We start from the raw sequence: 21094 nt of genomic DNA on the forward strand, positions 1-21094 counted from the left end.
AAAATTGTCTCATCAATTTTTTGATAATTGACCACTGTTACATTTGGTAAATCGAGGAGTTGATCAAAATTTATCCACATAACCCACCTCCTGTTCTGTGTTACTATTATACCATGCTCACACAGAACCTAGAAGAGCCCGTTTTTGAACCCTGAAAAGTTAATTATGCCAGAGGTTAAATAATTTTTCAGGGATTCGGTTCAGTTATAGATTATATCTGTAACCAAGAATTAAGAGAGGTGGAAACTTGAAGATAACAGAACTAAGGTTATTCTCCTTGTTTTTATTCCTTAGCTTTTGGCTAGTCTGGCAGTTTTTTTTGTCAATAAATTCTGATCTATTTTTTATGCAAATCATCTCCCTTCCCCCATCATCCACCCAGGAATATCTCTGTATAAGAGACTTAAATCTCTACAATTCTCCCAGTTGTCAAGAGTTAGCTACCCAAGCACAACGGGGAAGACAATTAAAATTTATTTCCCTAGAAATTACCGAAAAAGGGCTACAAATTCAGCTAAGGGAGGATAATTATTTAGCTTGGTTATGCGGAGAAGATTTAGATGCAATTGCGGTGGCCACCACAGCTTATCAAAAAATTCCTCTAACTCGTTCCGACATAGAAAAACATATTCCTGAGATTATCTCTTTTACTCAGGAAGCAAGGAACCGTACCAATCATTATCTCTGGGGTGGAACCCTTGCACCTAATTACGATTGTTCAGGATTAATCCAGGCTGCTTTTGCCACTTTTGGCATTTGGTTGCCGAGGGATTCCTATCAACAGGAAGCTTTTTGTCAAAAAATAAACCGAGAGGAATTACTCCCAGGAGATTTAATTTTCTTTGGTGATAAAAGAGTTAATCATGTGGCTGTATATCTAGGTAATAATCAATATATCCACAGTTCAGGAAAAGAAACAGGTAACAATGGTATCGCTATAAATCTACTTACTGATGATAGGGATAGCGTTAGTCGTCATTATTATCAAAAATTATGGAGTTTTGGTCGAGTTATGCACAATTAATCAGTTATCAGTTACCAGTTATCAGTTATCAGTTATGGGTTTACTGTTCACTGTTTACTCTCCCCCATAGATAATCATGTTAGAAAACATCTCCCTAAGCGGTCTATCAATTCGTCGTCACATAGGAGTATTGATGTTAACTATAGCAGTTATCATCATCGGTCTTTTTTTTCTAAATCGTTTACAAGTAGATTTGCTTCCTTCTATCACTTATCCTCGCATTAGTTTAAGGATGAATGTCCCTGGAGTGTCCCCGGAAGTTATTCTCGAAGAAGTAACTAAACCCCTAGAAGAAGGAATGAGTGCCACCGAGGGAGTAGTGCAAGTTTATTCAGAAACTCGCGAGGGAAGGATGCGAGTAGATTTATTTTTTCAACCGGGGGGAGATTTAAATGTTGCCTTAAATGAAGCTACCGAAAGTTTTAATCGTGTCCGACAAAATTTACCCGATATTATTGAGGAACCGCGCTTAAACAAATTTGAACCCTCTCGTTTACCTGTCTATGAATTCGCTCTCGTTTCTGATACCCTACCCCTAAAAGATTTAAGATTATTTGCCGATGAAGAATTAGGGAGAGAATTAGGATTTGTGGGAGGAGTGGCAGTGGTGGACGTGATTGGGGGAGTTAGAGAAGAAATTCAAGTTAATATTGACCTGCAGCGATTACAATCTTTAGGAGTGGGATTAAATCAGGTTTTAGACACCCTAAAAAGACGCAATCAGGACATCTCTGGGGGCCGACTAGAGGGAGAAACTGGGGAACCTTTAACCCGTGCAGTGGGGAAATTTAAAAACGTAGCGGATATCCAAGATTTAGCACTGACCGATAGTAATAATCCCGAAGAAAAAATCTATCTGCGGGATGTGGCCAGAGTTATCGATGGGACAGAAGAACAAAGAATTTTTGTCACCCTAAATGGAAAAAATGCCGTCAGGGTTAGCGTCCAAAAACAACCGAATGCGAACACGATTGCTGTGGTAGAAGGGGTCAAAAAACGCATTACAGAATTAACAAAATCCGGGTTAATGACCGGGGGAATGCAAGTAGTCACCACTACCGATGAGTCTGTATTTATCCAAAACGCGGTTAATAACGTGGTTTCCTCGGGACTAGCGGGGACAATTCTAGCAGGATTGACTGTATTCGTCTTTCTCGGTTCTCTGCGACAGACTTTTATCATTACCCTAGCGATTCCTCTTTCTACCCTCGTCGCAATCATCTGTATGAAGTTATTCGGGTTATCGATAAATGTGTTTAGTTTGGGAGGATTGGCCCTAGGGGTGGGTATCGTGGTGGATAATTCCATCGTCATGCTGGAAAATATTGCCCTCAAAGTTAATCAAAACCAAAATAAGCGAGATTTTTTAGAAATTGCCCGTAATAGCAGCCAAGAGGTAGAATCTGCTTTATTGGCCTCCACTGCGACTAATCTCGTCTCTATCCTGCCATTTTTACTACTGGGTGGTTTTATTTCCCTGCTGTTTAACGAGATTATCCTCACTATCAGTTTTGCTGTGGCTGCTTCTCTGTTGTGTGCGTTAACTGTTGTTCCCATGTTGGCCAGTCGTTTGTTAAATATGCGGGTTTCTAGTGGTATCCATCGGTTTTGGCTCTTAAAAGTCTTTAGTCAACGTCTAGAAGGTTTAACCATCCTCTACGGTCGTTTTTTAGCTAAAATCATCCACTACAGAATACCTGTTATCCTGCTGGCCTTTTTAATTTTAGGGGGAAGTAGTTTCTATCTCTGGCAATATATCCCCCAGGAAGTCTTTAGTCGTATTCAAACCGGACAGGTGAACGTTTTTGCTCAATTTCCCCCGGGTACCAATTTAAATGCTAACCGTCAGGTGATGCGGGAAGTAGAAAAGATTTTATTATCACAACCAGAGACTAAGTACGTTTTTACTACCAGTGGCGGTTCTCTTTTTGGCACAACTACCAATGAAAATATTTTGCGTGCTTCTAGTACGATTAATCTCAAACAAGGCACTAATACAGAAGCATATATCGAACGCATGAGCAAAGCACTAGAGCAATTAAACCTCGTTAACGTGCGTTTGCGTCTCACTCCCGGTCAAGTGCGCGGTATTATTCTTAATAACTCTCCCTCCGTTGGTGCTGACGTGGATGTGATGTTACAGGGACGCGATGGGAAAACTTTAGAGCAAGCTGGTGAAGAAATCCTCGGTATTCTCGATGAAAAAGTCCCTAGTGCGCGTTTTCGTGCCGATGCTGACCCCAGACAACCAGAAATCCAGATTAAACCCGATTGGACCCGCTTAAATAGTTTGGGATTGAGTACCCTGGAAGTGGGACAAACGCTACGGACCGCTATTCAAGGATCGATCCCCACCCAACTGCAACGGGGAGAAAGATTAATCGATATCCGGGTGCAATTAGACCCCAACTCGCGGCAAAAAATTAGTGACGTATCACAAATACCTATTTTTGTCAATAGGCAAGAAGACTTAAAATTAGCAGATATAGCCCGGATTGAAGCGGGAAAAACCCCCGGGGTCATCCAGAGAATTAATCAGCGTCAAGTTTTTATTATTATCGGCAGTTTAGTCGAGGGTGCGAAATTAAGTGACGCACTCGCGGGGGTACAATCGGTTTTAAACGCTACTCCCTTACCCGATGGTATCAGCATTTTACCCAGTGCTGCCGCCACGTCTAATCAAGAAATTCAGGGTTCTTTGGGTTTATTAGCGGGTTTATCGGTATTTTTAGTCTTTGTGGTCATGGCTGTGCAGTATAACTCGCTCATAGACCCTTTGGTGATTATGTTAACCGTTCCTTTGGCCCTAGCGGGGGGAATTTTCGGACTATATTGGACTAAAACCCCGATTAATGCCATTGTCATCGTCGGGGTGGTTTTATTGGTGGGCATTGTGGTTAATAATGCGATTATTATGGTGGAATTGGCGAATCAATTGCGGAAAGAATTCGGTTTTACCCGGCTACAAGCCATTTTAAAGGCCGCTCCCCAACGTTTACGACCGATTTTAATGACTACCGTGACCACGGTTTTAGGTTTATTTCCCCTCGCTTTAGGATTAGGAGAGGGGGGAGAATTCCTGCAACCTTTAGGAATTGTCGTTTTTTCGGGTTTGTCTTTAGCAACTCTGTTAACTCTGTTTATTATTCCCTGTTTTTACGTTTTATTCTCTAGAAAATAATCTTCTTGGGAATTATGAATTATGAATTATGGGTGGTGATTCGGTAGTAGTGATGGCGGCTTAATCCTTTGCTTTGCTGTGCATTGTAGTCATGGATAAAACACCAAACAGTTCCCCAAAGTGATTCTCCATTTTTTTAGAGAAAGATATAGCGTTTCTGATTCACAAGAGGTACATTCCCGATCCTGAACAGCTTAATCAGCAAAGGTTTAAGTGTGCCGCACAGATGCGAGAACCGCTATACCACCTACTACCTTCACAACTCCCCTAGAAAAATCGCGATCAAGACTGTCTTGACTTAATCAACTTCACCACTAAATACACGATAGACCGAGAAAATCTTCTAGATAGTGATTTCGGTGTTGCCAGAGAGTTGATTTTTTTCACAGCTATTATGGGAGTAAGTGGTTTTACAGCTAATTCGTACATTTGTATTAGTATAATTGTTGAGCCTCAAGGAGATAAGAAAGCCCAAGGACTGGTTACAATCAAAGATGAGTAATTTTTCGATCGATGTCATCTAAATAATCATGCGTCTCTTACACACCATGCTCCGGGTCAATAATTTGCAGGAATCTCTACAATTTTACTGCGATGTGCTAGGAATGAAGTTACTGCGCCAGAAAGACTATCCCAATGGTCAATTTACTCTCGCTTTTGTCGGTTATGGCGATGAGGCTAATCATGCTGTCATCGAACTGACCTATAATTGGGGAGTCGATCGCTACGAAGTCGGTAATGCTTACGGTCATATTGCGCTAGGCGTGGATGATATCTATAGCACCTGTGAGAAAATTAAAGCTCTTGGTGGTAATGTCACTAGGGAACCTGGCCCGATGAAACACGGTTCTACCGTGATTGCTTTCGTGGAAGATCCTAATGGCTACAAGATCGAGTTAATTCAACTAGGAACCCAGGGTGCTGCCCTGGCTAGGGCTTAAATTTATTGTTGTCAAAAGCTTATGTCTGTTGAAATTGAACGGAAGTTTCTGGTTAAAGGGGATCACTGGCGATCGCTTGCGACTGGCAAGTTGTATCGTCAGGGATATATTCCCACCCAAGATGGATTGACAACCGTGCGGGTTCGTGTAGTTGGAGATCGGGGTTATTTAACCATTAAAGGCAAGACTGAGGGCATTAGTCGGCTGGAATTCGAGTATGCAATTCCCCTAGAAGATGCGGCACTGATGTTAGAAAACCTCTGTAAAAAACCTTTAATTGAAAAGATTCGTCATCGCATTTCTTTGGATAATTTAACTTGGGAAGTTGATGAATTTTTGGGGGATAATCAAGGTTTGATTATGGCTGAAATTGAGTTAGAACAAGAGGATCAAGTCATTACTATGCCCGATTGGATCGGCGAAGAAGTCACGGGAGATGAGCGATACTACAATATCAATTTACAGAAATTTCCCTATAAAATGTGGTGATTGTAGTATTAATTTACTCCCAGTTTAACCCTGGGTAGATACGGCTTTTTCTGCTTCGTTTAGCTTATTCGTTACCCGTCGGAGAACGCCATTAATAAAGCGATAACCTTCATCATCAGAATAACGTTTGGCTAACTCGATCGCCTCATTAATTGCTACTTTTTGAGGTATATCGAGATAGAGCATTTCTGCCACGGCAATTTGCAGGATATCTCGATCGATTCTTGGTAAACGATGTAGTTGCCAATCCACTAAAGCGCTGGTTAATTCCTGTTCGATTTCCGCACGACGACGATAGACTGTACCGATTAATTCTAGGGCATATTCCCGCACTTCGTACTGACTAGATAACTGGACAATTTCGGGAAAATCTATCACGGTTCCTAAACGATTAATGGCATTGTGGGTAAGAGAAATTGCCTCTTTTACCATAGTTTGGGCGCTTTTTAGATTTGTTGCCTTAGTATCACTAGCGAGAATCCGTTCATTACCACGACTAATTTCAGCAGCAGCGGTTTCTAAGGTTTCTTGAATTTCTAGGGTTAAGGTTCTAACTGCGACTAAAATTAAATCGTTTAAAGTTTGCTGTTCTAGGTTTTCAGGATTGCCTTTAATCTGACTTAAACTCAAAAGGGCAAGTTCTCGAGCAATGCGACGGGGTTGTTGACGGGGAGGCATAGAAGTTTAGAAGGAGAGGAAAGAAAATTATACAACTTTATTGATCGCTATTCGGTTGGGTTAATTTTTCTCGGCGATCAATTCTTAACTAACCTCTATTTTAGCATAAAAGCCGCCAAAGATTTAACTTTTCAAGTTTTAATGAGACAAAAGACAATATCTATCTTGAATCTCCCCTAATTTAGTCTCAGCTTCTTGAGCATTAATAGCTAATTGAGCAAACTCTAGAAAGCGTTTTAATTCCTTGCGTAATAAATTCCTTTCTACTTCCCAGGTTTCTCGATCTAAGGTGGGTGGCATAACAATCATATCAAATAAAGTGGCCTGTTTTTTATCGGGATGGGGTCGCAATATTCGCCCGCGACGCTGAATAAATTGTCGAGGATTACCACTACTAGCCAGAATGACTGCGTTTTGAATTGATGGCAGATCTACTCCTTCATCTAAACATCTAATTGCCACTAATCCTTGCAGATAACCCTCCTCAAATTGTTGGCGAATTTTTTCTCGTTCTTCTAGAGAAGTTTCTGCGGTGTAGGTAGCAACTCGATAACCTAATTGATTGCCCAATAAATGAGTAACAGCCTCTACCTGACGACGATAATTAGCCGTATAATTTTCTACATAACCATCCCCACAATAAAATAAAGTATGATCCGTATCTAAACGCTCTTGCATCAGTTGTTGTAAAGCCTGTAATTTATTACTCGCTGAACCAATTAATCGCGATCTTTGCATTAACAGTGCTGTTAAATTTTCATTGCCATTTAAATTACTATTTTTCTGCAAAGTCCAGCCGATTCTTTGGGTTAATTTTGCGTATAATAAAGCCTCACCGTCAGTTAACTCAACCAAGACTGGATGATAAAAATAATTGACTAAAGCACCTTTGTTAATAGCATCAGCTAGGGTAAATTCTGGTTGTAGAATTTGTCCAAAATAATCAAGAATAGCGTCGGTTCCTTCCTCATCAAAATATCTTTCAGGAGTAGCGGATAAAGCCAATCTTAGACCTAAAGAACGGGGTAATAACTCTTCTAATCGGGGGGAACCTAAATTATGGGATTCATCACCAACGATTAAAGTTTTATCAGGAAAAAATTTGATTTGTGATTGAAAACCCTCGCTAATAAAAGTTGAGTTAGTAGTTAAAATAGTGACAAATTTTTGATTACCCGCTTGCACATTATATAATTCTGTCGATAGTTGACTTTGCCATGTATGGACACTTTCGTAGGCTAAAATCGGTTTAAGATTAAATTTTTCGGCTTCTCGTTGCCATTGATTAACTAGGTGACGATAGGGACAAATTACTAATAATACTTGCAGTTCTATCGCTTGGTAAAGTTCCATGGCAATAGCTAAAGCAGTAATAGTTTTACCGCTGCCGGTGGCCATTTTTAAAGTTCCCCGTCCCCGATTACGAAACCAACTGATAATCGCTGTATTTTGGTAGTCTCTCAATTCCAAATCGGGAGGAATTCTAGGAATACCAGAGGGATTGACTCTATAGAATCCTCGCAATTCAGCAACTTGCTTGAGTTTGCGGGAATTAAGAAAATTTCTAGTTATTTTTTCCCAATCTATCCAGCAACTATTCATAGTACCTCTTGTAAAAATCAAAAATTGTTGTTAGGAGTCAGGAGTCAGGAGATTGTTTTTATTTATAGCGTTTCCTGTTTGCAAGAGGTTTATACTAAATCCTGTTTAAAAGGTATAGGATGGTGGGAAGTGGGAAGTGGGAGAAACAATCCATAGCTTGGCAGTTCATCACACTATTAAAAATAGTTTTTGTATAAGCTCAAAAGTAGCAAAAAGCCAAAAATCTAAAAGCTAAAGGTTGCTCCCTATATAATTGGGATGGACTAAAAAGACCATCCCAAAGCTATCAAACCACTCTTAACTGTTATCCTAGAAACCTAGGGAATGATTAGAGGATAATTTACATGGTCACTACTTCTTCTTTTTGGGGAGTATTTTGCCGAAGTTTTTCTTGATCTTGGCGACGTTTTTTAGCATAGAGTTGGATTGTCACTGCCATTAATACCACTAAAGCTACAATTAACCAAGTGGTCAAATCGAGGGGTAATTGATTTTTAAATACTGCCAAAAGGACAATAACTACCAATAACAGGGTTGGTGCTTCATTTAAGGCCCGAAATTGCTGTCCCGTCCAATTACATTCCCCTTTTTCTAGCTTCTTCATGATGCGACCACAGTAGAAATGATAGAGCAGTAAAAGAGCCACAAAGGATAATTTAATATGTAACCATCCCGATTTTAAAATTTCCGGTTCTGTGGAGATTAAACCGATCGCCATGGCCACGGTGACAATCATCCCCGGTGTGGTGATGATATTGTAGAGTCGCTTCTCCATGATCTCGTATTGTGCTTTCAGAATAGCTTGTGCGGGTTCCGTTTGTGTTGCTGCCTCCGCATGATAGACAAACAAACGTACTAAATAAAATAGTCCCGCAAACCAAACAACTACCCCAATCAGGTGAAATGCTTTAAACCAATAGTAAGCCATAGTCTATATTGTGATGTGAGTCCCGAATTAATTAGTCTAAGAGTTATCCATGCTTTCCCAGACTGTCCCTATACAAAAGTTTAGACGGAAAATAGGGGTTGCGGTTGGGGAGCAGGGAGAAGGGAGAGGGGTGTGGGGTGTGGGGTGTAGGGTGTGGGGAGCAGGGAGAAGGGAGAGGGGTGTGGGGTGTGGGGAGAGAAAGTTCGAGCATTTGTACTAAAAATTCTCATAGGCAGTTTAAATTCAGTACAGCAAACCCTAATTATCTAAGAGCAAAGGTCGCAGAAAACCGCCATAATTCTCGTCATCTGTACCGATAAAGACTTCTACTTCACCTCTAGGAGATTCTCTGGTAGTCACCGCCTCCACTTTAGCACCGTCGATTTCCGCAATTTTTTGGGGATTAGGGGCAAGAATTAGGCTATTATCGGCTGTAACTTGACCAATACGGTAAACAGCACTTCTAAACACTCCCGCACTATCTGGATCGTAAGCAGAAGCTATGTAGATATTACCTTGCTTATCTACGGCTAAATCGGAGATGGGGCGAATATTTTTACCGCTACCAAAAGGACTCCGAAAAGTTACCGACTGAAATTCCCCGAATTTTAAGGGATTGAAGGAGATATCCGTCCAGCGAATCTTTGTACTCTCTTGACTATCGGCCCGTTCTGCGTAGATAAATAGATAATGATCGCCTTGCCGACTAACAGCGATCGCCTCTACATTTTCCACCGCGATCGGCCAATTTATTTGCTCAACTATCTTGACTTGTTGCTGGTTGTATGCTGCTAAAAACAGTCTTTGAAAAGGTTTTTTCTCGCCACTTTCAGCCAACAAAAATAAGTTAGTTTGAGGAATATGAGTAATACTTTCGAGATCGTTACTCAATCCCTCTGGATTTGGCCAATCTACCCTTAAAACCTGCCATAATAGGGGTTTTTCCTGCGTAGGTAGCTGTAAAAGACTCAGCCTTGCTTGAGATGGATCACTATTTTTGCCCTTATTTTTGGCATCGTGAACCCCTAGAAAAATATCCGCTTCTACCCAAGCTAAACCACTGAGATCCGGGAGATAAGTATCCAGTCGTCTCGATTCTTGGGCAAAAGAGACTTGAACGGCCGAAAAAAAGAAAATTAGCGTTAAAATAACCGAAAAAACAGTTTTTAGTCGGCTATTCTTGCTAAAAAATGCTCTATTCTCTAACACCTATTTCCTAACTCCCAATATCACTGATTAACTCCTCCACCACGCGATTTAAACCGACGGAATGGGAAGCCTTGCATAAAATGCGATCGCCAGAGTCGATCACTTCCTTTAAACGATTAATTAAATCTGCGTGAGTTTGAAAACATTCGCAAGCGACCCCAGTAGCCGCCTCAGCAATAAACTTAGCTTCTGGGTCGTCCACCAAGACAAACAAGCGATCTATGCCTAGTTTTTGCACCCTCTCACCCACTTGGCGATGTAATTGCTCCGAAAAAGACCCTAACTCCTTCATCGTGCCTAAAACAGCAATATGACGCTGACCGGGGGTAGCTTTCAGTAAATCCAAGGCCGCTAACATTGATTCTAGACCCGCGTTATAGGTTTCATCGAGGAGTAGGATATCCGGCTCTATTTGGTAACGTTTGGCCCGACCACTGGGTAAATTAACCTTAATTCCCTCTTGCAAAGAAGTCCAATCGATGCCTAAAATTTTCGCTACAGCCAAGGCTGCCATAAAATTTAAAGCATGATGACGACCGGATAAAGGTAAGTTAAAATCTAGTCCATTGACTCGTAAAGTAGTTAAATCCAGTAATTCTCCGACTATATCGCCGCCAGAGAAGCCATAGGTAATTGTTTCCCCCTGCCATACCCGTTTAGCTGTTTCAGTAAGTAAAGGGTGATCGTAGTTAAGAACAGCTATACTACCAGAAGGAGACTCGGCCAATAACTCGCATTTCGCCTCTGCGATCGCCGCTTGCGACCCTAAACGACCGATGTGAGCGGTTCCCACATTAGTAATCACTGCGATGGTCGGTTGGGTGATTTGAGCGAGCAGGGCAATTTCTCCTCGTCCCCGCATTCCCATCTCGATTACGGCACTATCGTGAGTTTCATCCAGTTCGAGGAGAGTTTTCGGCACTCCGATCTCATTGTTATAATTAGCCAGGGTTTTGTGTACCTTTCCCCGGGTTGCTAATAGGGAGGCGATTAATTCTTTAGTGGTGGTTTTTCCCACCGATCCCGTAATAGCAATCACGGGTATAGTAAATTGATTACGCCACCAATGGCCTAATTGCTGATAGGTTTCTAGGGTATTCTGGACTAGGAATACAGGAATATTTTTAGAAGAATTTACCGAAACTGGCTGATCGACAATCAAGGTCGCCGCTCCTTTTTCGATAGCCATATCGATAAAATCATGACCATTAAAATTATCACCTTTTAAGGCTAAAAATGCTTGTCCAGGCTCAATACTACGGCTATCGGTATTAATGCCAGATACTAAACTATCGGGACTAAAACTTATGTCAGTCTTATCTTGTAAGGACAATAATTGAGCTAGTTGATTGAGGGATAAATGACAGGGCATAGACAATAAAAATACTTAGAGTAAATTCCGAATAATCTAGAAGATAGATTGATGGTTAACGGGGACTTAGATCAGATAAAATCGATTTTTCTTGGCCCTCTCAATCAGAGCTGGTGTCATGTAGGGGCGCAACGTGGTCAGGGAGTTTATCGAACTGCTTGCACCCATAATCTAATATTGTGAATATTTTTCAGCCAATGTCCGAGAGAGCCAACTCAATTCAGTAGAATGACCCAAAATAGGGACAGCCTAAGAAGGGAGCATCTACTATCTAATCACAATTGACTCCTTTACAGCAGTTATCTGATCACCTCCGTAGGACTAGGGCAAGGGTTTTGCTCAACAGGTGGGGAGCGGGGATTAAAAAGTTAAGTAATCTCAACTTCTAGCCAATGGCACCCCGGAACTGGGGGATAATTAAGCCATCGTCATTTAGGCTGCGTTTATCCGTGAAAATTATCGTTATCGGCAGTGGTGGTCGAGAACACGCCCTGGCTTGGAAACTGCTGCAATCACCCGAAGTTGAACAAGTGTTCTGTATTCCGGGTAATGGGGGAACGGCAATTTTACCTCAATGTGAAAATATCCCCCTAGCAATGGAGGATTTTGCTGAAATTAGCCGTTTTGCCCAGGAAAATAGCGTCGATTTGGTGGTTGTCGGTCCAGAATATCCCCTATCCCTCGGCATTACCGATTATCTTCTGTCCCAAGAAATAACGGTTTTTGGCCCCACACAAACCGGGGCCTTAATTGAATCGAGCAAATCCTGGGCCAAAGAATTAATGAGCGAAGCCGGAGTTATCACCGCCACTTCCGAAACCTTTACCGATGCAGAATTAGCAAAAACTTATATCCGAGAGCAAGGAGCGCCCATCGTGGTGAAAGCCGACGGATTAGCCGCAGGAAAAGGGGTAATTGTCGCCGAAACCGTAGATACAGCCCTAGAAGCGATCGATGATCTTTTTACCAGTGGCTTTACTAAAGTCGTGGTGGAAGAATTCCTAGAAGGGGAAGAAGTGTCTATCCTCACCCTCACCGATGGGATCAGCTTTCGTTCCCTGCTACCCGCCCAAGATCACAAGCGCATCGGTGAAGGCGATACCGGCAAAAATACCGGCGGTATGGGAGTTTATGCCCCCGCACCCATAGCCACCGCCACCATTATCGAAGCGGTGGACCGAGACATCCTCGCCCCCATCGTCGCCACCCTGCAAAAACGCGGCATTGACTATCGGGGAGTCCTCTACGCGGGTTTAATGATTTCCCCCGCCGGAGAGCCAAAAGTTCTCGAATTTAACTGTCGTTTTGGCGATCCCGAAACCCAAGCGGTTTTACCCCTACTGGAAACTCCCCTGGCACCCCTACTGCTGGCTTGCGCTCAACAAAAATTAACTGATTTTCCCTCTTTACAATGGCGGTCCGGTAGTGCTGTTTGTGTGGTGGCTGCCTCTGCTGGTTATCCCGACCACTACGAAAAAGGCCAGTTAATCACGGGAATTAAGGCCGCTGAAACCGAGGGAGCGATCGTTTTCCACGCCGGCACGGTTTTAAAACACGGCGATATCTTCACCGATGGCGGCCGCGTTTTGGGTGTCACTGCTATGGGGTCTAATTTTAATCAGGCGATCGAACTTGCCTATCAATCGGTGAAAAGGATACACTTTCAGGGCATCTATTATCGTCGCGATATCGGCCACCGGGTACGCGAAAAATAAGGGTCAGTATTGATGCAGGGGTAAGGGAGAATAGTTAGGGGTTTTGAGGATTAATTTATTAGCCAATTTCCCCTTTTTTCCGCCTCTCTGACCGAATGCTCACCTCTTTCTAGGGTAATCCCTGACAAAGGCGAATCTGATTTGTCAAAAAACCAGTAACTATTGATAAAATCATGAAACTGAATCGCCCAACCAAATTGCCATCCCTATGCGAATTTTGCTCTATTCTTATAATTATTATCCTGAACCGATCGGCATTGCTCCCCTAATGACAGAATTGGCGGAGGGATTGGTTAAAAGAGGTCATCAAGTTAGGGTTTTAACCGCCTTTCCTTGGTATCCTAATAGTGAAATCGATCCCGAATACCGAGGAAAAATCTATCTAGAAGAAGAACGAAATGGTGTTAAAATTCAACGTTCCTACGTTTGGGCCCGCCCCCAAAGAAGTTTAAAAAATCGAATTTTCTTTGAATTGAGCTTTGTTTTTTTGAGTTTCTTTCAGGCTCTCAAAGGCGAAAAACCTGATCTAATTTTCTTAACTGTCCCCGGATTACCCGTTTGCGTTCCCGCCGCTTTATTGAGTAAATTATACGGGGTGCCGATTATTCTAAATTTACAGGATATTCTGCCTGATGCGGCAGTTCATGTGGGATTATTAACTAATCAGAAAATGATTAAGGTTTTTAGTAGTCTCGAAAAATTTGCCTACAAAACTGCCAGTAAAATCTCAGTTATTGCCGATGGTTTTACCAAAAACCTTCTAACTAAAAATGTGCCGAGTCAGAAAATTATTGAGATTCCTAATTGGGTGGATGTCAGCTTTATTAAACCTCTGCCGAAAAACCATAATTATTTCCGCCAAGAAAATCATCTTGAGGGCAAGTTTGTTGTTTTATATTCTGGCAATATTGCCCTAACTCAACCCTTGGAAACTTTAATCGATGCCGCAGTTCACTTAGTTAATATTCCTGAAATTAAAGTGGTAATTGTTGGTAAAAAAGAGGCACTCGATCGCCTAGAAAAGTATCGCCAACAACAGGGGGCTAGTAATGTGCTTTTATTACCCTTTCAACCCCGGGAAAAATTACCAGAAATGTTAGCCGCCGCCGATGTGGGTATGGTGATGCAAAAACATAACGTTATTTCCTTTAATATGCCGTCCAAAATTCAGGTATTATTAGCTAGTGGTCGTGCTATTATTGCTTCTGTTCCCGCCGATGGAACCGCCGCTAGGGCGATCGAGCGTAGTGGTGGTGGTTTGGTGGTTACTCCTGAAGATCCAGAGGCATTAGCTACAGCTATTTTAAAGCTATACAAAAACCCAGATTTAGCAACTATACTAGGAGAAAGGGGACGACAATACGCAGAGGAAAATTATGCCTTTGAAAAGACTTTAGATCAATACGAAAAGCTTTTTTCTCAAGTAGTTAGTTAATAATTAGGGAATAGGGGAATGGGGAAATGGGGAAATGAGGAAATTCAACTAAAACCCTAAAACCCTAAAACCCCAAAACCCTAAAACCCCACCATCTAACCCCTAACTCCCAATTCCCTATTTTCATGTTCGATAATTTTTCAAAAAAACTCCCCTGGCAAAGTCTCAAACAAGCGATCGCTTTTGTCTTAACAATTATTGCGTTAACTCCAGTGGTTACAGCTTTAATTTCTAGTGTTAATCAGCCTCAAATCCAATCGAATATTCAACTGTATCAAACCAATCTCAACCTACAAGCTACGACTCTCAGCAGCGATGCTGACCCTAATAGCGAAGAATTTGCTAATCTTAAATTAATTCAAACTTCCCTGATCGGTCAAGACCCCTACAGCACCGCCGAGGAACAGTATTTATCAGCCCAGAAAAGTGCCAAAAAAACAATCACCGAACTAAAAAAATCAGCAGTTAATCCCGAACAAAAAAAATCCCTTGAGCGCGACATCAATTCCCTAAAGGATTTAGAGCTAAAATTAAGTCTCATTCAAGCTAGTCAAGGTGACTTGGATTCGGCACGGCAAATCTGGCAAGACATCAAGGAAAAATCAGAATTTGAGAACTATAAACCTGCTGTTTTAAAAAATGCGCTGCTGTTAGAGGGATTGTACAGTGAACCCCCCCAAATTGCCCCCGATGCTGAAGCGAGAATCGAGCGCAATTTTCAAGGATGGTTTCGTTATACCATTCTGGAAAAATTATATAGTCTCGAAAATCGTCAAGAGGATTTACTCGCTTTAGAGGAAGAACAGAGTGAAGTGGCTGCTAATGCCTTAATTAAACTAATTTTACTGGCTTTGTTGCCTCTTATCGGCGGTTTAATCGGTATTGTGCTGTTGGTCTTTTTATTAGTGCAGTGGCTGCTCCGTAAACGGCGAGCGCTGCTCTTTTTAGATGATAGTCTCGCTTGGCAAACTAAGTGGGGAGGAGAAACCCTCTGGTGGGGAATAATTATCGGTTTCTTTTTCGTCGGACAAATTGTTTTACCGGTAATTTTCGGGATTTTATCGAGTTCCTTGAGTCTCAATCCCGAAAAATTTAACCTAGAAGCTAAAGCAATATACGTTGTAGTTAGTTATTTAGCCTTAACAGTGAGCAGTTTATCGGTTTTATATCTAGCAATCAAGCCTTTTCGCCCTTTACCTCCCGATTGGTTTCGTTTTAACCTCTTTAGTCCTTGGCTTCTCTGGGGATTAGCTGGCTATTTCGTCGCTTTACCCCTGGTTATTATCGTTTCTTTGCTAAATCAACTAATTTGGCAAGGACAAGGAGGCAGTAACCCGCTGCTGACTTTAGCCCTAGAATCCCAGAATACCTTCGCTTTAGTCTGTTTTGGCTTTACTGCTTCCCTTGTCGCTCCTTTTTTCGAGGAAATTGTCTTTCGCGGCTTTTTACTAGCTTCTTTGACTCGTTATCTGCCTGTCTGGGGTGCAATTGCGCTTAGTAGTTTGATTTTCGCCCTTGCTCACCAAAATTTGTCAGAAGTGCTGCCTTTAACCGTCCTAGGTTGTGTTCTTGGCTTTGTTTACACTCGCTCGAAAAATTTATTATCCTCGATGTTGGTTCATAGTCTCTGGAATGGTGGCACCCTGTTAAGTTTATTTTTATTGGGCAGCGGTGCGGGTTAGGTGAGGTAAAAAGTCTCTTAGTCTAGAGATAACTAATCTTCCCCTTTCAACCCTTGCACTTAATTAGATAACCACATCGTTGCTCACCTTGATTGATCCAGTGAGTCCGTTCGATCGTACAATCGGGAAGCAGCATGGCAAACATTTCTAATTCATGGCCACAGATACTGGGATAGGAACCAGCCACCTCAGCAATAGCGCAATGATGCTCGGCCAGGATATAACTATTTTCTGCTTCCAGTGCCACTAATTCTGCCATATAACCCTCCTCTTGGCGAATTTCCAGCAATTTTCTCATTCTTTCCCCTAAAGACCCCTTGCCGAGGCGTGATTGATATTCTGCCGCTTTGCGTTGCCACTGTTTTTTGAGAATTTCCCCCACCTGTTGCTCTCCCACCGTCTCCACGAGAGTATTGAGGAAAGAAATAGCGAAATTATCGTAATTATGGGGAAAACGGCTACGACCTTGACGACTGAGACGATAAATGTGCTGAGGCCGTCCTATCTTATTTTGTACCGCAAAATATTCGATCAGTCCTTCCCCCTCCAAATCCTTAAGATGGCGGCGCGTCGCTTGCGGACTAATACTTAACTCTTCAGCCAAGTCTTGGGCGGTAGATTGACCGTTTTTGAGCAAATATTGTAGAATATCATCTTTCGTCGAGGCGGGTTGAGTCGTGGTCATGATACCAAAAACAAAGGCTTTAGCGTACAATTGCTGAGGGTCAAGGAGCGGCCAATTACCCTTCCAGAGTAACCTGAATAACAGAGGTTTACCAGCATCCTCTCAAATTTTCCGTGACTTTGACAACAGCTTTGTTGTTAATCTATTATATAATCAATTTAAACAACAGGAAAGTTGTTTAACTGCCTCCCCTGCCTACCGCGTAGAGAGAACACTAACCCCCATGAGTGCAACCACCGTTAAAAACCTCGTTAACCAACCCTACAAGTACGGTTTCATCACCGATATTGAATCGGAAACCATCCCTCGCGGTTTGAATGAGGAGATTATTCGCCTAATTTCGGCAAAAAAGAAGGAACCGGAATTCATGCTCGATTTTCGTCTCCGGGCCTACCATCAATGGCAAAAGATGACCGAACCCAGTTGGCCGCACGTTTCCTATCCTGCCATTGATTATCAAAATATTATCTACTACTCTGCACCCAAACAGAAAAAAGAAAAACTCAACAGTCTTGAAGAAGTTGACCCCACTTTAATCGAAACCTTTGAAAAATTAGGCATTCCCCTTTCGGAACAAAAACGCCTTTCTAACGTGGCCGTCGATGCTATCTTTGATAGCGTTTCTATCGCCACAACTTTTAAAGAAAAACTAGCAGAACAGGGGGTTATTTTCTGTTCTATTTCGGAAGCTTTACAGGAACATCCCGACTTGGTGCAGAAATATCTCGGTACTGTGGTTCCCGTGGGTGATAATTATTTTGCCGCTCTTAATTCTGCCGTTTTTAGCGATGGTTCCTTTGTTTTTATTCCCAAAGGTGTTGCCTGTCCGATGGAATTGTCCACCTATTTTCGGATTAATAACGGTGAGACCGGACAATTTGAAAGAACTTTAATTGTCGCTGAAGAAGGGGCATCGGTAAGTTATTTAGAGGGTTGCACCGCTCCGATGTACGATAGTAATCAACTTCATGCCGCCGTCGTGGAATTAGTCGCCCTCGATAATGCGGATATTAAATATTCGACCGTACAAAATTGGTACGCTGGCGATGCCAATGGTAAGGGAGGTATTTACAATTTCGTCACTAAACGGGGTCTGTGTAAAGGAGTTAATTCTAAAATTTCTTGGACGCAAGTAGAAACTGGTTCAGCGATTACTTGGAAGTATCCCAGTTGTGTCTTAGTTGGCGATAATTCCGTCGGGGAATTCTACTCAATTGCCCTAACTAATAACAAACAACAGGCCGATACAGGTACGAAAATGATTCACATTGGCCGCAACACCAAGAGTACCATTATTTCTAAGGGAATTTCTGCGGGTAACTCCCAAAATAGTTATCGCGGTTTAGTGAAAATGGGACCGAAAGCCAAGGGAGCAAGAAATTACTCCCAGTGTGATTCTATGCTGATTGGAGATAATGCCGAAGCTAACACTTTTCCCTATATTCAGGTGGATAACAACAGTGCTAAAGTAGAACACGAAGCTTCTACCTCTAAAATCGGTGAAGACCAATTATTCTACTTCGCACAACGGGGTATTTCCGAGGAAGATGCTGTCTCTATGTTAGTCAGTGGTTTCTGTAAGGATGTCCTCAGTAAATTACCGATGGAATTCGCCGCCGAAGCTGATAAACTCCTCAGTCTCAAGCTAGAAGGAACCGTGGGATAATCAGTAAAGTAGGGTGGGTTAGGCGATAGCCGTAACCCACCAAAAGCTAAGTTAGGCGATAGCCGTAACCCACCAAAAGCTAAGACAATTTATCCATCAATTGATAATTCGCCGTCAACCCCAAAAACTAATATTTTTGTTCTAGAAAAACATCCCATGAGTGAAGTAATTTTATCGGTAAAAAATCTGACCGCTAGTATTGACGGAAACCAGATTCTTAAAGGAGTTAACCTCGAAATTAAAGCAGGTGAAACCCACGCAATTATGGGGCGCAATGGCTCAGGTAAAAGCACCTTTTCCAAAGTAATCGCTGGACATCCCGATTATGAAGTAACTGGGGGAGAAATAATTTATAAAGGCGAAAACCTTTTAGAAAAAGAACCTGATGAACGAGCGCTCATGGGAATCTTTCTCGCTTTTCAATATCCCCTAGAAATCCCCGGCGTTAGTAACCTTGATTTTCTTCGCGTTGCCTATAATGCCCGACAAAAATATTTAGGCTCGGAAGAATTAGATAGTTTTGACTTTGAGGAATTAGTCGAGAAAAAACTAGAAGTTGTCCAGATGAATCCTAGCTTTCTTGGCAGAAGTTTAAACGAAGGTTTCTCTGGTGGTGAGAAAAAACGTAATGAAATCCTCCAAATGGCTTTATTAGAACCTACTTTAGGAATCCTCGATGAAATTGACTCCGGTTTAGACATCGATGCTTTGCGAATTGTTGCCCAGGGAGTCAATCAATTAGCTACTCCCGATAACGCTTTTTTACTTATCACCCACTATCAGCGTCTGCTCAACTACATTGAACCCGATGTTATTCATGTTATGTACGATGGGCGCATTGTCACCAGTGGCGGTAAAGAATTAGCCCTCGAATTAGAAAGAACTGGCTACGATTTCCTCGACGAACAAGTATTAGCCGTTAAGTAATCTAGTTATCAGTTATCAGAAGTCTGGGGAGTCAGTAGCCGGTCGTCAGGAGTCAGGAAATAGGGTGATAGGGTTTTGGGGTGATAGGGTGATGAGACAGCTTCCCCACTACCCCACTACCCCACTACCCCACCACCCCACTCCCCCACTCCCCCACTACCCCACATCCCCTCCTACCAATGACAGCCATAATCACGAAACCTGAACAATCAGGAGAATTATTGTTAAAATTGTCGCGAGAAACGGTTCCCACTATCGATAACGGTAAAATTCTCGAATTAAGAGAATCGGGAGCCAGTAAAGCTCAAGAATTAGCCATCCCGGGCAGAAAAGACGAAGAATGGCAATTCACCGATTTAAGTCAACTCTGGGCGATCGATTTTCGCGCCCCCCAAACCGTTACAATCGATAAAAATGCCCTAGCTGTTTTTTTACTGCCCGAAGCCAAAAACAGCCACCTAGTCTTCGTTAACGGCATTTATCAGCCCGAATTGTCCGATATTTCCGCTTTACCCCCCGGTGTCAGCGTCGGCAATCTCGCCAATGCACAAAAAGATGTTCTTGTCAACTATCTAGGCAAAGAAAAAACCCCCGAATTTTTTACCGCACTCAACCAAGCTGGACTAAGCGATGGGGCAGTAATTCACGTCACCGCTAACACCGTCGTCACAACCCCGATACATCTCCTATTTATCACCGTTGTGGAGGAAATTCCCCGCTTTTATCAGCCCCATAGCCTAATCGTGGCGGAAACTGGAGCTAGTGTCAATATTATCGAGAATTACGGAGCTTTAGCCGAACATTGCTCCGATTTACCTGTAAATTACTCTTATTTTACCAACGCTGTCACGGAAATTTACCTCGAAGCCAACGCCGAGGTCATCCATACCAGAGTACAACGGGAATCGGGAGATGGTTTTCACATCGGACGCACGATAATTGAACAAGCGCACGATAGCCGTTACACTCTCAACGAGATAAATCTAGGAGCTAAACTCTGCCGTCATAACCTCGATGTCCTGCAAAAAGGAGCACAAACCGAGACAAATCTGTACGGATTAGCCATGATTACCGGACAACAAACCGCCGATACCCACAGCGCCATCTATCTCAACCATCCCCACGGCATCACCAAGCAACTGCATAAATGTATAGTTGATGGTAGCGCTCACGCCATCTTTAATGGTAAAGTGTTTGTTCCCAAACCCGCCCAATTAACCAACGCCTCCCAGTTAAATCGGAATTTGTTAATTTCTAACAAGGCACGAGTCAACACCAAACCGGAATTACAAATTACCGCCGATAACGTCAAATGTTCCCACGGGGCAACCATTAGCCAACTGGAAGCAGATGATTTATTCTATCTGCAAAGCCGGGGCTTAAGTGCCGACACTGCCCGCAGTTTGTTAATTGATGCTTTCTCGGCCGAGATTTTAGCTAAAATTCCTCTAGAATCCCTCCGCCAAAGATTGGGGCAATGTGTCGCCTGTCGCAGTGTGGAATAACTCTGCCGGGGTGGGTGTCAACCTGCCCAAAGTACCCCTCTGACTCCTGACTAAA

Annotated in this window: 17 protein-coding genes; 10 read left to right on the forward strand and 7 right to left on the reverse strand. The window is 42.5% G+C overall.

What is annotated here, in order from left to right; genetic code table 11:
* The first annotated feature begins 346 nt into the window (after nt 1-346).
* From IM485_RS21205 to IM485_RS21220, 4 genes are all read left to right on the forward strand, one after another.
* On the forward strand, nt 347-1024 hold the full coding sequence (locus tag IM485_RS21205) for a C40 family peptidase (protein ID WP_104396664.1): 678 nt from the start codon (nt 347-349) through the stop codon (nt 1022-1024).
* Nucleotides 1025-1100: 76 nt separating this feature from the next.
* Entirely contained in the window at nt 1101-4205 is a 3105-nt protein-coding gene (locus IM485_RS21210; protein ID WP_287745412.1) for an efflux RND transporter permease subunit, read from the forward strand.
* Between the two features lie 530 nt (nt 4206-4735).
* Nucleotides 4736-5146: a lactoylglutathione lyase gene (gloA, locus tag IM485_RS21215; RefSeq protein ID WP_104396666.1), complete on the forward strand. Its 411-nt coding sequence runs from the start codon at nt 4736-4738 to the stop codon at nt 5144-5146.
* A 21-nt stretch (nt 5147-5167) separates the two neighbouring features.
* A complete protein-coding gene (locus tag IM485_RS21220) occupies nt 5168-5635 on the forward strand; it encodes a CYTH domain-containing protein (RefSeq protein ID WP_104396667.1) in 468 nt (155 codons plus the stop codon).
* A 24-nt stretch (nt 5636-5659) separates the two neighbouring features.
* Here the strand turns inward: IM485_RS21220 and nusB are convergent, their stop codons facing one another.
* The 6 genes from nusB to IM485_RS21250 form a co-directional block, all read right to left on the reverse strand.
* Nucleotides 5660-6313, reverse strand: a complete 654-nt coding sequence (nusB, locus tag IM485_RS21225) for a transcription antitermination factor NusB (protein WP_104396668.1) — start codon at nt 6311-6313, stop codon at nt 5660-5662.
* 138 nt (nt 6314-6451) lie between these two features.
* The gene (locus IM485_RS21230; protein WP_287745415.1) at nt 6452-7915 is read right to left on the reverse strand and encodes a DNA phosphorothioation system restriction enzyme; all 1464 of its coding nucleotides are present in this window, start codon (nt 7913-7915) and stop codon (nt 6452-6454) included.
* A gap of 340 nt (nt 7916-8255) precedes the next feature.
* Nucleotides 8256-8843, reverse strand: a complete 588-nt coding sequence (hemJ, locus tag IM485_RS21235) for a protoporphyrinogen oxidase HemJ (RefSeq protein WP_104396670.1) — start codon at nt 8841-8843, stop codon at nt 8256-8258.
* 80 nt (nt 8844-8923) lie between these two features.
* Complete coding sequence (locus IM485_RS21240; protein ID WP_287745417.1) at nt 8924-9073, reverse strand: hypothetical protein; 150 nt, start codon at nt 9071-9073, stop codon at nt 8924-8926.
* A 28-nt stretch (nt 9074-9101) separates the two neighbouring features.
* Complete coding sequence (locus IM485_RS21245; RefSeq protein ID WP_104396671.1) at nt 9102-10052, reverse strand: SdiA-regulated/phytase-like domain-containing protein; 951 nt, start codon at nt 10050-10052, stop codon at nt 9102-9104.
* 7 nt (nt 10053-10059) lie between these two features.
* Nucleotides 10060-11424, reverse strand: coding sequence for a UDP-N-acetylmuramoyl-tripeptide--D-alanyl-D-alanine ligase (locus IM485_RS21250; RefSeq protein WP_287745420.1), 1365 nt, complete (start codon nt 11422-11424; stop codon nt 10060-10062).
* A 449-nt stretch (nt 11425-11873) separates the two neighbouring features.
* On the opposite strand from IM485_RS21250, the gene purD reads away from it, so the two are divergent.
* The 3 genes from purD to IM485_RS21265 all read left to right on the forward strand — a co-directional run bounded on the left by purD (nt 11874) and on the right by IM485_RS21265 (nt 16256).
* Nucleotides 11874-13139 (forward strand): phosphoribosylamine--glycine ligase, encoded by a 1266-nt coding sequence (purD, locus tag IM485_RS21255; protein ID WP_287745443.1) that lies wholly within the window; start codon nt 11874-11876, stop codon nt 13137-13139.
* A 208-nt stretch (nt 13140-13347) separates the two neighbouring features.
* Entirely contained in the window at nt 13348-14574 is a 1227-nt protein-coding gene (locus IM485_RS21260; RefSeq protein WP_287745422.1) for a glycosyltransferase family 4 protein, read from the forward strand.
* Between the two features lie 125 nt (nt 14575-14699).
* Entirely contained in the window at nt 14700-16256 is a 1557-nt protein-coding gene (locus IM485_RS21265; RefSeq protein WP_287745424.1) for a CPBP family intramembrane glutamic endopeptidase, read from the forward strand.
* A gap of 46 nt (nt 16257-16302) precedes the next feature.
* On the opposite strand, the gene sufR is transcribed toward IM485_RS21265, so the two are convergent.
* Nucleotides 16303-16941: an iron-sulfur cluster biosynthesis transcriptional regulator SufR gene (gene sufR, locus IM485_RS21270; protein ID WP_287745426.1), complete on the reverse strand. Its 639-nt coding sequence runs from the start codon at nt 16939-16941 to the stop codon at nt 16303-16305.
* A 223-nt stretch (nt 16942-17164) separates the two neighbouring features.
* Here sufR and sufB point away from each other — a divergent pair, with 223 nt between their 5' ends.
* From sufB to sufD, 3 genes are all read left to right on the forward strand, one after another.
* Complete coding sequence (sufB, locus tag IM485_RS21275; protein ID WP_104396676.1) at nt 17165-18607, forward strand: Fe-S cluster assembly protein SufB; 1443 nt, start codon at nt 17165-17167, stop codon at nt 18605-18607.
* A 156-nt stretch (nt 18608-18763) separates the two neighbouring features.
* Complete coding sequence (gene sufC, locus IM485_RS21280; RefSeq protein WP_287745428.1) at nt 18764-19534, forward strand: Fe-S cluster assembly ATPase SufC; 771 nt, start codon at nt 18764-18766, stop codon at nt 19532-19534.
* A 179-nt stretch (nt 19535-19713) separates the two neighbouring features.
* Nucleotides 19714-21039 (forward strand): Fe-S cluster assembly protein SufD, encoded by a 1326-nt coding sequence (sufD, locus tag IM485_RS21285; protein WP_287745430.1) that lies wholly within the window; start codon nt 19714-19716, stop codon nt 21037-21039.
* The last annotated feature ends 55 nt before the right edge of the window (nt 21040-21094 follow it).

The organism is Microcystis sp. M169S2 (assembly GCF_020245865.1).
Lineage (GTDB): Bacteria > Cyanobacteriota > Cyanobacteriia > Cyanobacteriales > Microcystaceae > Microcystis > Microcystis ichthyoblabe_A.